Source organism: Enterobacter sp. NFIX59 (assembly GCF_900113755.1).
GTDB classification, from domain to species: domain Bacteria; phylum Pseudomonadota; class Gammaproteobacteria; order Enterobacterales; family Enterobacteriaceae; genus Enterobacter; species Enterobacter pseudoroggenkampii.
The window spans coordinates 123,056-137,878 of sequence record NZ_FOQN01000005.1 but is presented as its reverse complement, the minus strand read 5'-3'; the positions used below and the strand labels follow the sequence as shown (position 1 = coordinate 137,878).

The 14,823-nt window shown below is 48.4% G+C and carries 10 protein-coding genes; all 10 read left to right on the top strand.

Going from position 1 to position 14,823, the window contains the following annotated elements:
• Positions 1–19 precede the first annotated feature (19 nt).
• The 10 genes from BM007_RS17240 to tssA all read left to right on the top strand — a co-directional run bounded on the left by BM007_RS17240 (position 20) and on the right by tssA (position 14,822).
• Complete coding sequence (locus tag BM007_RS17240) at positions 20–661, top strand: hypothetical protein (protein ID WP_061714694.1); 642 nt, start codon at positions 20–22, stop codon at positions 659–661.
• A gap of 291 nt (positions 662–952) precedes the next feature.
• The gene (locus tag BM007_RS17230) at positions 953–3,463 is read left to right on the top strand and encodes a type VI secretion system Vgr family protein (protein WP_090420018.1); all 2,511 of its coding nucleotides are present in this window, start codon (positions 953–955) and stop codon (positions 3,461–3,463) included.
• Between the two features lie 13 nt (positions 3,464–3,476).
• A complete protein-coding gene (locus tag BM007_RS17225; protein WP_024907643.1) occupies positions 3,477–5,789 on the top strand; it encodes a hypothetical protein in 2,313 nt (770 codons plus the stop codon).
• Positions 5,789–6,760, top strand: coding sequence for a formylglycine-generating enzyme family protein (locus BM007_RS17220; RefSeq protein WP_090420016.1), 972 nt, complete (start codon positions 5,789–5,791; stop codon positions 6,758–6,760). The genes BM007_RS17225 and BM007_RS17220 overlap by 1 nt, the downstream gene beginning before the upstream one ends.
• Positions 6,757–7,728, top strand: a complete 972-nt coding sequence (locus BM007_RS17215; protein WP_228117548.1) for a formylglycine-generating enzyme family protein — start codon at positions 6,757–6,759, stop codon at positions 7,726–7,728. The genes BM007_RS17220 and BM007_RS17215 overlap by 4 nt, the downstream gene beginning before the upstream one ends.
• Before the next feature lie 70 nt (positions 7,729–7,798).
• Complete coding sequence (locus BM007_RS17210) at positions 7,799–8,194, top strand: hypothetical protein (protein ID WP_024907646.1); 396 nt, start codon at positions 7,799–7,801, stop codon at positions 8,192–8,194.
• 147 nt (positions 8,195–8,341) lie between these two features.
• Complete coding sequence (locus tag BM007_RS17205; protein WP_071994475.1) at positions 8,342–8,599, top strand: PAAR domain-containing protein; 258 nt, start codon at positions 8,342–8,344, stop codon at positions 8,597–8,599.
• 2 nt (positions 8,600–8,601) lie between these two features.
• Positions 8,602–9,783: a hypothetical protein gene (locus BM007_RS17200; RefSeq protein WP_061714699.1), complete on the top strand. Its 1,182-nt coding sequence runs from the start codon at positions 8,602–8,604 to the stop codon at positions 9,781–9,783.
• Between the two features lie 237 nt (positions 9,784–10,020).
• Positions 10,021–13,227, top strand: coding sequence for an ImcF-related family protein (locus BM007_RS17195; protein ID WP_254780654.1), 3,207 nt, complete (start codon positions 10,021–10,023; stop codon positions 13,225–13,227).
• Positions 13,227–14,822, top strand: a complete 1,596-nt coding sequence (gene tssA, locus BM007_RS17190) for a type VI secretion system protein TssA (protein WP_024907649.1) — start codon at positions 13,227–13,229, stop codon at positions 14,820–14,822. Before BM007_RS17195 ends, tssA begins: the two co-directional genes overlap by 1 nt.
• Position 14,823 lies beyond the last annotated feature (1 nt).

Below are 14,823 nucleotides of genomic sequence, written 5' to 3'. Positions count from 1 at the left end.
TATCTAAAGGGTAGCAATTATGGACAGCGCAAAAGAGATTGCCAGAGATATGCTTGAGGCCATTCATATCGATGGGGCTGGGTTTATCGGTGCTGTGGCGAAAGGTGTTATTTCCTTACCCGTCAGCCTTGCCTATCTTGGCTATGATTTTATAGATACGGAACACCGCAGAGAGAATCAGGATGATAAATTTCGGTTAGCAGCACTGGTTAAAAAAGTAACTTTTAACGATGAGGTTATTTATAAGGTTATTAAACCATTTATAGATGATTTTGTTTCTCATGTAGACACGCAGAAAATTTCATATTTTTCAAGAAATATATCTGGAAGTGTTATAGGTAAAATGATGTTCTCGCAGTTTACGGGGGTTAACCTCGGAAGGGCGATTATATCTCAAGGAGTTGGTGCCTTTTTTTCTGGTTCTGTTGCTGGTGGTGTATTGGGAGTTGGTGCTGAGGCATCAAGATCTATTTATACATCGCGGTACTTGCGTGAAAGAAACCCCATAATGTATGAGAAATTAAACAGTATGGGTGATTTTGATCTTTTTTATTATCTTGTTGAGGACATTGTTAGGCCTTATGAGACGGCTTGTGAAATTGAAAAGATAAATCCTGAAGAGTTTAATAATGTCTGCGAATACTTCTTTGGAGGTTTATGAATATAAAGGATTTTATACTTATCATTATTTCACGGATCGTAGCCAGTATCGGGATGACGCTAGGAACTATCAGTATGGTTTACTCTTTCTACTGTTTCTTTTTTTCAGCCGATCCTTACCGCTTTATTCTGGGTGGGGCAGGTATAGTAGCCTTTCTCATAGGTTATGGACTTTATAAATTCGCCTTGAAATATATTTATGATGAATGGGGGCATTATAGGTAATATTTATAATGTTTGTTGAGTTTGGTTCTATTTAATATCATTCTAACCCAGGACAGGAATTATAGAAATGGAAAATACATTTAAAATGACAGAGGGTATCCTTAATCGCTATAAACTGGATATTCCTTCCTGCCCTTATCCATTGGATGTGGAACGTTTTGATGGTTTAGAACAAATGAGTGCTCTCTATCATTACACCATTCGTTTTACCAGTTCACATCCGGATCTTACGGCTGAAATGATGTTAAGTAAAACCGCTACGCTGAGCATGGGGGTGGGGAAACTATTAGATTCTGTTGTCGGTAAAATTGTTCATGGTGTGGTGACAAATTTCCGACGCCTGGCCGGTTCACGCGATCAGGTTACGTATGAAATTATTCTGGAACCTTTTATATCCTTACTGGATAAGCAGTTTCGTACTCACCGTTTCTTCGTCAACAAATCAGTGCCTGAAGTGGTAGAGCAAATTCTTGGTGAGCATGGTTTGAAGGGGTGGGAATATGAATTCAAGCTTAAACAAACCTACCCAAAACGGGAACAGATAAATCAGTACCAGGAAAGTGACCTCGCGTTTATCGAACGTCTGCTGGCTGAGGTGGGGATTTTTTACTTCTTCACCCTTCAACCGGATACCCAGACTGAAGTGGTGCACTTTGCGGATAAGCAGAGCGCCTGGACATTCGATAAAAAACTGCCACTTAACAGCCCTTCGGGCACCAATGACAATGCCGTTGACTCGGTGTGGGATATCCACGTCTGGCACAACGTGGTGGAACGTTCGGTCACCGCCAGCGACTATAACCATCGCGAAGCGCAGAATATTCTGACGTCCGTCCCGGCAGACATGACCCGGGGCGACGGTGACGGTATCACTTATGGTGATGTGTATCACTATCGTCCGCGTCACCTCGAGCGGGGTGACAAAATTACCCCTGCAACCGAAACCGGTAACTTCTGGGCTCGTCTGGAGCATGAACGTTTTTTGTCCGCCCAGACTACAGTGACCGGCAGCAGTACGGACCACACCCTGGGCCCGGCGCAGGTTCTTACCATTACCGAAACCGCTATCTCGCCGACACTACCCCGTGAAACGGAGAATGGTGTTGTTATTATCCGCACTGGCTACTACGGCAGCCGTAAGAATGCCTTGAAAGTGACATGGGTAGCGATGCCGTACTACGAGAACCGATGCTGGCGTCCAGCCGCGAAAAAGCGTCCGGTGGTCAGCGGCACCCTGATGGCGCGTGTGACCAGTGCCAAAGATAACGACATCTACGCCTGGCAGGATGCATCCGGCATGTACCGGGTGAAGTTTGATGCCGACCGTGATGATAAAAAGCAGGGCATGGAAAGCATGCCAGTGCGCTTTGCCAAGCCTTATGGTGGGGACAAATACGGATTCCACTTCCCGTTGATCCAGGGTACTGAAGTCGCCATTGCCTTCCATGAAGGCGATCCGGATCGGCCGTATATTGCCCATGCCATGCACGACTCCCGCCACGTCGACCACGTCACTGAGGCCAACAGCACGCGCAATGTTATCCGCACAGCCGGCCTGAACAAGCTGAGGATGGAGGACAAGCGGGGTGAGGAGCATATCAAGCTCAGCACGGAGTACGGGGGTAAGACGCAGCTTAATTTAGGACACCTGGTTAATGCAGAAAGGGCATTGCGCGGTGAAGGCGCTGAGTTGCGAACGGATGACTGGGTGAGTATCCGGGGTGGAAAAGGAATTTTCATAAGCGCCGATGATCAACCCAAAGCGCAGGGAAAAATGTTGGATATGAATGCAGCTGTTGCACAGTTACAGGACGCGCTACAGCTGGTGACCTCCCTGGCAGAAAGCGCCAAAGCATCCGGAGCAATGGAAGCCGATACGGGGTCTCAACAACAGCTTGGTAAGGTTCTTGCGCAATTAAAAGGGGCTGGACTACTGGCTTCAGCGCCTGCCGGTATTGGTTTTGTGACACCAAAAAATATCCAGATTTCTGCAGGTCATACGCTGACTGCAACTGCAGGTGAGAATGTGGATATGGGCATAATGAAAAAACTCACTGTAGCTGCGGGTGAAGCCATAAGCTTATTTGCCCAAAAGATGGGGATGAAGATATTCGCCGCAAGAGGCAAAGTGGATATTCAGGCGCAAACCGATGCCATGCGACTTCAGTCTGACAAAGCAATGAACCTCAACAGCGTCAGCAGTGAGATTGTGTTGAACGCGGCTCAGGGAATAACCCTGACTAGTAAAGGTGGTGCCTATATAAAAATCAAAGACGGCGCAGTGGAAATCGGAGCTCCCGGTAAAATAGATCTCAAAAGCGGGTCTATCTTATGGGGGGGAAGTGCGTCGCTTGAACAGGCTCTTTCTCCTGTGACGGTGAGTGATCCCGAGTTTCATAATCCTATGAATGGTGGATTCCAAATAAAAGATCAGGCTAATAATCAGCCTAAACCGTACATTCCTTATCGGATCGAGACAGAGGATGGACAGGTTATTCGTGGCGTCACGGATGAGAATGGATATACACAGGCCCATTATGGTGTGGATCCTAAAGCAATCAAATTATTTTTTGAATAATCAGGGGGGGATAGTGAACAAACAAGGAACACCCGTTGCGGAACATTCTTTAAGTAAAGTCGAAAAAAATGTTAAAGTTGTTCTGCACAAGTCATGTCAGTGTTATTTTCGCATAGAGACGCTTGAGTTAATTTTTATTGATGAGGGCGATGCCGCGGAGCTTGAAAAACTGATGAGCAAGCTTAGCGAGGTAATAGATAAACAACATAAGGCCAAGATCAATTATTCTCAGGCAATAGAGGATTATGGTAATAATCTGAAAGATATTGCGAATAAAGATAAATTGCCTGGATATGAGGATAAGATCACTACGGCTGAAGCTGCTCTCGACAAAGCAACGAAAAATCTTCAGGCTGAACTAGGTGAATTTGATGAGAGTACGGGTTATAAACCCGTGATTGAGATGATTCCTGTTCAACCCTTAAATAAAGGAATGTTTGGACGTTGCTACTCTTATATAAAACAGTCTGATTATGACGCGCTTAAAAGCAAATTTACTATTCTTTCGGTTGATACATTCAGCGGTGATGCGATCTTTACTAAGGATGATAAAGGCAATATTACCGGAATCAATATCGGTGCGTTAAAAACTAAGCTAGTTGCTGCACAAAATGCCATCAAGCAGATGATGGATAACACCATGACGGTCAGTGGAGATATTAGCTATGAAGCTACGCTGACTGAATGGGCTAATGCATGGAATAATCAATATAAAGAATATAGTAAAGACGGTAATTATATTGATGTTTCTGCTGGCGCGCAATTCTTGAGGCTTACGGCTAATGCCTCAACGTTGAATACCTGGAACCCGGATACGGGGAATGTACATATTAAAGGCGAGGCGAAAGCGGCTTTGACCGTCTTTTGCGGCAAAGTGAATTCAACTATTTATGTTCCAGATCGGGTCGGCTGGGAACTAAAATTTATGGTAAGTGATACCAAGGAAGCGAAAATTGGGATTTTGAGAGCAAAGATTGAGGGGGAGTTGAGGGGGTATGTAGGCGCCTCGGCGCAGGCGGAAGGCAACCTGCAGTTTGTTACGTTTGGTAATAAGCAGTTGCTGATGGGAAACCGAACGCCTGGTTCGCGTTTCGCTACCCGAAAAAAAGAAGGCGTAACAATTAAAGACAGCAAAGAGAACCCAAAAGGGTTGGAACTTAAAGGGGAAGCCTTTGGTGGCGCAAAAGTCGGTGGTAGCATGGGGGGGGCTTTGCAATGGTTAAAGCCTTTCGATTCGCTGGTTGACGAACTCCCGAATATGTTGCATACCTTTGGGCTGGATTCTCCGGCGCTAAAAGAAATTCTTCCTCCCATTAGTCAGTCAGAGAAGAAAAAAGGAGCGTATCTGGGGGAATTTCAGGATTTCGCTTCGCTAACTCTTGGGGGCGATGCGGAGTTAGGCATAGGTTTGAGTGGTGAATTTAAAGTCCGTTTCGTAAAAGGTAAGTTCAGATTCCATATTAAAGGTAGCCTCTGTCTGGGCGCAGGTGCGAAAGGCGAGGTAGAAGGTGAAATTACGCCTGAACTGTTTCCTGAGTTTGCTATCTGGGTTATTTATCAGTTATATGGCATTGATTATAAGCATTTGACTATAATTACTAAAGAAGCGTTTATGGCGTTATCTTATGTTTTGATTATGGGGGGGCGAGCTATTTATGAGGAATATTATAAGAGTATTTCTGCTGAATTTGAAGATATAAAGTCGGATTTTAATGATTTTATTGATAAAATATCAACGCAGCTAACTGATGCCAAGCGTAGATCAACAGAGCGTAATGATTTTGCGAACGTGATTAATGCTAAGCCTGGCAGTGTGTATCTATTTTCTCCTGAGGCAAAGGGTATTGCTCTATATATCCTTATGGGTGACGGTGCATATGACCGTATAGATATCAATAATCAGGGGGATGGTTTTTTACCTGACCCCAATAAAAATAGAAAGAAAGCTGTATTACATATTTTGTCCAGCATTCAGACGAAGCGGGAATGGAAGAAGGTGTTGACACGCATAACAAAAGATGGAAGCGTCCGCCCTGGCAAGGAAGAGGCAATCGTCAAGCTAGCTCAGGAAGATTTAGCAATATTCTTACAGATAGGATTCAACCGGGATAAAGAACTCGAGGCTATTATTGATAAGTTAAACCTGAGGGATTTTGATGAAGTCATGAGTCGCCTGAAAAATAGCCCTGCCTACGGATATGCATTCTCACCGAACTGTTCGAAACAGTATTTTTTACACTGTGACGAAAACCCGTTTTATTCCTCGTTATGTCATTTTGTGCCTGTAGATACCCAGTATAACCAAAAATGGGAGAGAAATGAATAATGTCAAAAAATCGTCTGGGTAAATATAGTCTCATTTTAATGGTTTTTGTCAGTGGTTGTGATAATTCAGCGAGTGCAATAAAGCATACACCGCAAGAGAAAGCAGAGATTCAGCGCTATCTAAGCCGTGTTAAAGCGGATTTAGTCTATGTCCATGGGGGTACCTTCTGGATGGGCGATTTCTGCAAGAAAATGAGGGATGGTGGTCCCTACTGCTCACCAGAGAAAGACACAAAACCACTTCATGAAGTAGAACTCAGTAGTTATTCGATAGGTAAATTTAAAATCACACATGAAGACTATAATTTTTATCTAAAAATGGCAGGTTTGCCAGAGAAGCGTTTCGAAAAAAAATGGAGGAATGATATATTAGCTGAAATGACGCACTTTAATAATAGTCCTGCTATAGTAACCTGGAATGAAGCAAATAACTACTGTAATTGGTTGAAATATGAAACTGGATTACCCTTTTCCCTCCCCACTGAAGCCCAATGGGAATATGCCGCACGTAGCCGTGGAAGGAATATTTTAGTGGCAACGGATGATGGGGTTTGGCGAGAAAATGAGAAAAATGGAGAAGGAGAAAACTATGCAACTGATGAAGACCGAAATAAAGTTGAAGAACGGTTTGGGGTAAATGGTTTGCTTGTGTTTTTTCCAGTTGATAAGTATCCACCAACTTCATTCGGTTTATATGGCATGGCAGATAATGGTTATGAATGGGTTAAGGATTGGTATGACCCTGAATATTATCAACACTCCCCAAGGAAAGATCCTCTGGGGCCAGAAAAACCTGTTGTTAAAGATGAGGATACCGGGCAGTACTGGAAGGTGCGGCGCGGAGGAGATCATCCGGATCCTACTGGCGATGTTGGTCTGACTTTTTTCCGCGGTTATAATATTCCAGATAGTGATTACCCTGATGGCACAACAGTCCGATGCGTGGTTAATAATGCGGAGCCTGTAAATTGAAAAATATAAAAAAGCAATGGAGTATTTTATTGGTTCTTATTATTTGCGGTTGTGATGATTCAACGAACTCAATAAAACATACCCCGCAAGAACAAGCAGAGATTCAGCGCTATCTAAGCCGTGTTAAAGCGGATTTAGTCTATGTAAAAGGAGGGACTTTCTGGATGGGCGATTTCTGCAAGAAAATGAGGGGAGACGGCCCATACTGCTCTTCAGAAAAAGATACTAAACCACTTCATGAAATTGAATTGAGCAGTTTTTCCATAAGTAAATTTAAAGTTACCCATGAGGACTATAAGTTCTACCTCAAAATTAATAATCTGCCTGCCCAAATATTCGACAAAAAATGGAAGAATGCTACATTGGCAGAAATGAATCATTTCAAAAATAGTCCAGCCATAGTGAATTGGACTGAAGCCAATAATTACTGTGTTTGGTTGGGAAGGGTAACTGGTTTACCCTTTTCACTCCCGACTGAAGCTCAGTGGGAATATTCTGCTCGTAGCCGTGGTCAGTATATTCTTGTAGCAACTGATGATGGTGTGTGGCGAGAAAATAAAAAAAATGGGAAGGGAGTAAATTATGCTACGGATGTGGATCGCCAGGCTGTAGAGGATATGGTCGGGATTAATAGCACATCCGTTCATTTTCCCGTCAATGCATATCCTCCATCGCCTCTTGGACTTTATGGCATGGCCGATAACGGTTATGAGTGGGTGAAGGATTGGTATGATCCTAATTATTATAATGTAGCCGACAAAAAAAATCCGCAAGGGCCTGAGAAACCTGTTATTAAGGATGAGCGAACAGGCCAATACCGAAAAGTATTGCGTGGCGGTAATAACCCAGACCCCACCGGTGATGTAGGATTAACATTTTACCGTGGTTTCAGAATTACAGATAACCCTTATCCTGTTAGCACTACGGTTCGATGTGTAGTTAATGCACCTGACCCAATAAAAGAATGACTGACTCACTTTTACTAATGTTCATTTATAAACACTTCAGGTATTTATAACGATAATAACAGGAGGTGATATGAATAGTGATCGAGTTATTCCTCTTTCGGAATTAAAATGTCGACTTATGGAATTGAATCAGGATGGCGGTATTCCGTTTTCTGTAATTGAGCAAGGAGATAAGCTAGTTGCTTCATGGAAGATTGTGGATGCGAAATGGATCGAGTTATTCGGCGTTGATGGCCTGAAGAAGCAATACAAATTGACATTGATTTTTAATGAAGCAAAGAACAGAGTGAGTTACAGAGAAAAATCAACCGATATCGAAACTGAACTAAGCATTGAGGCAGTGGGTTTAAAAAAACAAGTTCAATGGGGTAGTCGCAAAGAATTTAGTTTTGAAAAATCCTGGGGGATAAAAAAGATGGGGCGATTGGAGAACAGTATTCTTATAAATTTAGTTCATCAGATATAAAGAGTCCTGTATTTAGTATTGTCAATGGCTCAGGTTGGGAACTCAAAAAAAGCTTGGTGGATAAATATCGCTCCATATTTCTCTGGCTTATCTTTATCGCGATGGTGTTACTCGGGGCTATGTATTATCTGGTTTAAAGGAATAATTATGCAGGGTGTAATTCGAATTAATGATAAAACGACTCACGGTGGCACTGTAATTGAAGGAAGTTCCGGTGTGAAATTTATGGGGTTAGAGGTTGCTTGTCTGATGGATAAAGTAACCTGCCCTATGCATGGTCAAACGTTTATTGCAGAGGGCGATGAAGGTTCAAAAATTAATGGCAGACCTGTTGCATTACATGGCCATCGCTGCGGCTGTGGTTGTACGCTCATTTCTTCATTACTTGTTGCCGGAAAACGTTAATTATGCCAGTTGATCTTAAACAGATCCCGAAGGCAGAGCCATTACCCGTTCCTCCGAGTAAGTCTCGCTGGGTTCTAGCGATTGTTATTATCCTGATTGCGGGAGCCTTATTGGTGCTTTCTTTTTGGCCAAAAGGGTTGAGTACGCATTCCGCCTGGTTCTGGTTTTGTTCGCTTCTTATTCCTTTCTCGGTGGGAATGGCCGGTTATATTGCCAGATTAAGGCACTATGAGAACGAACGAGATCGCGTGATGTGGTGGAATCATTTACACCAAAAGCAGCATAATGAACAAGTTTTATTGGGGCAGCAAGCCGTTGGAGTGCTTGGGATGAGCTATACCACGCCTGTTGCCAGTAACAAACTTGCTGCAGCACTTTTGCAGGGATCAAATGCACTTCAGACAAACTATTATCCATCTCTTCAGTCCACGCTGACTTCGGCCTCACTCCATACGGCATCGAAAGTACGTAATGAAGCCGAGTATCTGTCCTTCCTGGATGTGGTACTGACCCGCGTTAGCCAGCAGTTACACGGAGAGATAGCAAAATTCACCGGTAACTTCGTTGTTCGCCTTCATCATGATGGCGTGTTGAAAGATGAGCAAATTTTCACTACCTGGCGAAGAGCTTTTCCTGAATTACATGCTGTTAACGACATTACCATCAGTACCGAAAACAATGGATTGATGTGGGTAGATGAGTGGCTCGACAAACAGGATGATACGCTGCTCCTTTCCGTTGAAATCAATTTATTTCTACTGGCCCGCGATCGACAGGCGGAATCGGTATCCGCTTTATTGCTGGCTTCTCCTTTGTGCATGGAGCGGCTGCATATTAAACCGCAAGCGTGGATACACCGCCCAGTTGTTGTGGGAGATGCCGAAAATAGTGTTGCGGATACTGCAAATTGGGGAAAAGTAACTTCTGGATTACCCTGGTATTTCTGGCGGGCCCAGGTGAAAAACGATGCACTGTCCGTTGTTCTTCAGATGATGGACAAGTGGGGATTTTTAACTGCTAAAAAAGGGGAGCAGGTTCTGGATGATGCCTTTGGCAGGCCAGCTGCTGCAGTGGGCAATATAACGCTGATTTGCGCTTGCGAACATGCTGTTACTTCGGGTTTGCCTCAGTGGTTACTTGTTGGCGCTCGAACTACCCAAATGGCTATTGTCCGCCCTGCATAATGCTACGCAAAGGATAGTGATGTGAAAAAGAAAAAACGCCTCAGTACCTGGCTAGTCGTACTGCTCATTGCGGCTATAGGCGGTGGACTGATATGGACTGAAAATCCCTTTGTTTATCTTCGTTCTCCAGAGAAAAAAATGGCGGCTTCCCTGGCTGTCTCGGGCTTATGTTTGTTCATTTTACTCTGTGATGATTTATTTGTCCGATTGTGGCAATGGTTTATTTCTTTAAGTTTTATGAAACAGCTTCGTGAATTAACCGGGAAAAGTCATCAAACGGAACACATATCGCGTGCGGAGCAAGGAAAATGCAGTGAAACGATTAATATTCTCCACCTTGCTATGCGCAACCTCTATGGCCGTCGCTGGGGACGCAAAACGCGCATCCTCCTGATAACCGGTACGGCGGCTGAAGTTGAGCAACTGAATCCCGGCCTCACCACCCAGCTCTGGCAGGAAGATCGCGGCACGTTGCTGTTGTGGGGCGGTGACCTCAACACCCCAGCCGACAGTGTCTGGCTGACCGCACTGCGTAAGCTGCGCCGCCGTCCGGTGGATGGCATGGTGTGGGTCACCTCAGCATTTGATAGGCTTTTAGCGCCGGGGTTGGAGCAACCGTTACCGGTTCCCTCTGAAAGCATCATGGATTCCCTGTCTCATGCCATCAGTAACCGCATGGATGCGCTTGGCTGGAAACTCCCCCTGTACGTCTGGTCCCTACATCCGCGCGCCGGTAAGCCGGAAGGCCGCATCGTGCAGGCGACAGGTTGTCTGCTGCCCGCCGGATGCAGTCTGGAAGCGCTGGCTGACCAACTCGCGGCACTGACGCCGGCATTGACCTCACAGGGTGTGCAGCAGACCTGTGACAAGGTAAGGCATAACTTCCTGCTGTCCCTTGCCGATCAGCTCATTCGTGAGCCGGAAAGCGTGACCGCACCGCTGTCGGTGATGCTCAATCCGTATCGCCCGCTGCCGCTGGCCGGTGTGGTGTTCAGTCAGCCTTCAGCCGGTGCAGAACGCACTGTGCCGCACCACTGGGGCATGGATAAGCGCTGGAATGTTCTGCCTGAATCAGTCCGGACGCTTCCTGACGGGCTGCGTCCTCGCAAGCCCGGTATTCCATGGCGCAAGGTAATGGCATCTGCTGCTGCGCTCACGATGGTGAGCTGGGTTATGTGGATGGGCATCGCGTATGTCACCAACCGCAGCCAGATTGCAGGTGCGAATGCCCAGACCGCACTTGCCGCCCTACAGAATCAGCCGCTGGAGCAGCGCCTGCACGCGCTGTCTGAACTTCAGAAAACCATGGCCCGTCTGCAGTACCGCTCTGAGCATGGCGTGCCGTGGTATGAAAAGGCCGGGCTGAGCCAGAATAACGCCCTGCTGGCCGCACTCTGGCCACGCTATCAGGACAGCGCGTTGCCGCTGTTGCGGGATGCGGCTGCAGACCATCTGCAGAAGCAGGTCAGTGCCTTTAACGCGCTGCCTCCGGATAGCCCGCTGCGCGAGCAGAGGGCAAAAGCGACCTATGACCAGCTGAAACTTTACCTGATGCTGGCGCGTCCTGAGCATATGGATGGTGCCTGGTTTAGCACGGTGCTGCTTCAGGACTGGCTGAAGCGTGACGGTGTGAAGGACGGTATCTGGCTAGGCGTGGCCCCGTCGCTGCTGTCGTTTTATGGTGCACAACTGGTCACACATGCTGAGTGGAAACTGCGAGCTGATGAAAACATGGTCAGCCAGGCGCGTTCCCTGCTGGTTCGCCTGATGGGGGTGCGTAATAGCGAATCGACTCTGTACCAGAAAATGCTTTCACAGGTGGCACATCTGTATGTGGATATGCGTCTTGAAGATATGACAGGTGATACCGATGCTGCCCGCCTGTTCAGCACCACCGAAATTGTACCTGGCATGTTTACCCGTCAGGCCTGGGAGCAGGCCGTTCAGCCCGCCATCGAGAAGGTGGTGAAGGCGCGCCGGGACGAGCTCGACTGGGTGCTGACTGACAGCAAACGTCCGGTCAATAAGCAGGATGAAATCTCCCCGGAAGCACTTAAAAATCGCCTGACGGAGCGTTATTTTGCCGATTTTGGCGGCGCCTGGCTGGAATTCCTCAACAGCCTGCGCTGGAACCAGGCCACCACGCTGTCGGACTCCATTGACCAGTTGACCCTGATGGCCGACGTGCGTCAGTCGCCTCTGGTGGCGCTGATGAACACTCTGAATGTTCAGGGGCGTACCGGACAGACAGGCGAAGCGATATCAGATTCACTGGTGAAATCAGCCAAAAATCTGCTGGGTGGCGACAACAAAGATGCCATTGACCAAAGTGCCGGTGTTCATGGCCCGCTTGATGCGACCTTTGGCCCGGTCCTGGCACTGATGGATAAAAGCCGCACGGGAGCACAAGAGCAGAGTCTGCAGTCGTATCTGACACGTGTGACGCAGGTGCGTCTGCGTCTGCAGCAGGTGACCAATGCCGCCGACCCGCAGGCGATGACCCAGACCATTGCCCAGACCGTATTTCAGGGTAAAGCTGTGGACCTCACCGAAACCCGCGACTACGGCAGCCTGATTGCCGCCGGTCTGGGGCAGGAGTGGAGCGGCTTTGGCCGAACGGTGTTTGTGAATCCAATGGAGCAGGCCTGGCAGCAGGTGCTGACCCCTGCGGCCAACAGCCTCAATGCCCAGTGGCAGCAGGCGGTAGTGGCTGAGTGGAACAGTGCCTTTGGTAGCCGCTATCCGTTTAACAACTCAAGTAGTGATGTCTCGTTGCCGCTGCTGGCCAAATACCTCAACGCGGATTCCGGGCGTATCGCTCAGTTCCTGCAGACCCGTCTCAAAGGCGTGCTGCACAAAGAAGGAAACCACTGGGTGCCGGACAGCATCAACTCGCAGGGGCTGGCCTTTAACCCAGAGTTCCTCAATGCCATTAACACCCTGAGTCATATCTCCGATGTGGCCTTCACCGAAGGCAATGCAGGGATGAACTTCGAACTACGTCCAGGTACTGCCGATGGCGTGATGCAGACCACCATGATTATCGACAGCCAGAAGCTGATATACGTTAACCAGATGCCAGCCTGGAAGCGCTTCACCTGGCCTGCGGATACTGAGGCTCCTGGTGCGAACCTGAGCTGGATAAGCACCCAGGCAGGCACCCGTCAGTATGCGGATATTCTAGGCGTCTGGGGCTGGATACGACTGCTCGACAAAGCTGCCGTCAGTGCTTATTCGGGCGTGGGTAGCAGCTACAGTCTGAGCTGGACGGCGCAGGACGGTCGAACACTCAATTACACCCTGCGTACCGAAGCGGGAGAGGGTCCTCTGGCGCTGCTGAAACTGCGTAATTTCCGCCTGCCAGAGACCATCTTCAGCACGAAAGGCGTGGCAGCATCAGACCAGGTCGCCAGCGCAAGCAATGATACAGAGGACGTATATTGATGAGCACGCTCAACGCTTTACTCCGCGCCTGCCAGACTGAGCAGGAACCACTCCTTGCGACCACCCGTGAGCGGGTTAGGCTCTGGGATAGCTGGCTGCAGCCGCTGTCCGGTCCATCTCCTCAGGGTGACGACCCGGGTTATGACGATGACTTTCAGCAGATGCGCGAGGAGGTCAACAAACTCTCAGGTGCAGATACCGAACTTATCTGCCAGCTTGCAGAGAAGCTTCTGACCACGACCGCCAAAGATATCCGTGTGGCCACCTACTACTGCTGGGCAAAGCTGCACCGCGAAGGTGAGCAGGGGCTCGCTGAAGGTCTTGAACTGCTGTGCGGCCTGCTGGAGCGCTTTGGTACACAACTGCATCCACAGCGTGAGCGCAGCCGTAAGGCGGCACTGGAATGGCTGGCGGGATCGCGAATGACTGACTCTCTTTCCCTGTACCCCGAAGTGGTCAGGAACGATGCGATACGTACCACCGGGGCACTGCTGTTGATAGAGCAACTGACGGAAAATGAGCCGGATGAAATCCGACCGGAACTCAATACGCTGTATGGTGCTCTTGAAAGCCGCTTGCAGAAAGCGGGTGGTGTGGATGCGGTTGTGCCGCAGAACGCCAGTGCCTGCGAAACCCCTGCGACTGCTAGCCACTACGATGCCCCGGTCATCGGACGTATCACCTCCGGTCAGGATTTGCTGGCACAGGCCCGCACGCTCGCCGAATATCTGCGCGAACAGCCGGACGGGTGGCTGTCCGCACACCATCTGATGAAGAGCCTGCGTCACGATACTCTGCGGGCAATTCCGGCCCCGGATGCGCAGGGCCGTACCCGCATCGAACCGCCAAGAGCAGACCAGCGCGCGTTACTTAAACGTCTCTATCTGCAGCAGAACTGGGTAGAGATGCTTGAAACGGCAGATAGCGCCTTTTCCCGCGGTGCTAATCACCTTTGGCTGGATTTGCAGTGGTACATCCACCAGGCCCTGACGAAATCAGGTCAGGACACTCTGGCTGGCATTATTGCCGCTGACCTGAAAGGGTTGCTCACCCGTCTGTCCGGTCTGGAAACGCTCGCGTTCAGTGACGGAACGCCATTTGCGGATGAAGTAACGCTGAACTGGATCCAGCAAAGCGTGATGGACACAACTGGCGGGTGGGGCAATGACACCCCATCCGCTCAGATGTCTGCCAGCAATGATGACATTCTGGCGCTGGAGCCAGAAGCCGTGGTGCTGGCGGACAGTGAAGGCCCGGATACTGCGCTGGCCTGGCTACAGAAGCGCCCGGGTGTGACCACCGATCGCCAGAAGTGGCTGTTACGTCTGCTGATGGGCCGCATTGCTGAGCAGTACGGTAAAAATGAGCTGGCGATGCATCTGTTTGCTGAACTGGGTGATCGCGCCAGAGACGTGACTCTCAGCAACTGGGAGCCTGAGCTGCTGTTCGAGGTACAGGCCCGTCATCTGAAACTCCTGCGCCTGAAAGCCGGCCGCAGTGAGGCTGATAAGGCACGACTTACACCGTTAATGGACAAGTTACTTGCCGGGCTGATCGCTGTCGATCCAGCACGTGGTGCCGTGCTTTGCGGTTAAA

Excerpts from the sequence above, each read along its gene's own strand:
- BM007_RS17205 (WP_071994475.1), top strand. The coding sequence starts at position 8,342 with ATGCAGGGTGTAATTCGAATTAATGATAAAACGACTCACGGTGGCACT.
- BM007_RS17230 (WP_090420018.1), top strand. The coding sequence starts at position 953 with ATGGAAAATACATTTAAAATGACAGAGGGTATCCTTAATCGCTATAAA.
- BM007_RS17200 (WP_061714699.1), top strand. The coding sequence starts at position 8,602 with ATGCCAGTTGATCTTAAACAGATCCCGAAGGCAGAGCCATTACCCGTT.
- BM007_RS17240 (WP_061714694.1), top strand. The coding sequence starts at position 20 with ATGGACAGCGCAAAAGAGATTGCCAGAGATATGCTTGAGGCCATTCAT.
- BM007_RS17220 (WP_090420016.1), top strand. The coding sequence starts at position 5,789 with ATGTCAAAAAATCGTCTGGGTAAATATAGTCTCATTTTAATGGTTTTT.
- BM007_RS17210 (WP_024907646.1), top strand. The coding sequence starts at position 7,799 with ATGAATAGTGATCGAGTTATTCCTCTTTCGGAATTAAAATGTCGACTT.
- BM007_RS17195 (WP_254780654.1), top strand. The coding sequence starts at position 10,021 with ATGAAACAGCTTCGTGAATTAACCGGGAAAAGTCATCAAACGGAACAC.
- tssA (WP_024907649.1), top strand. The coding sequence starts at position 13,227 with ATGAGCACGCTCAACGCTTTACTCCGCGCCTGCCAGACTGAGCAGGAA.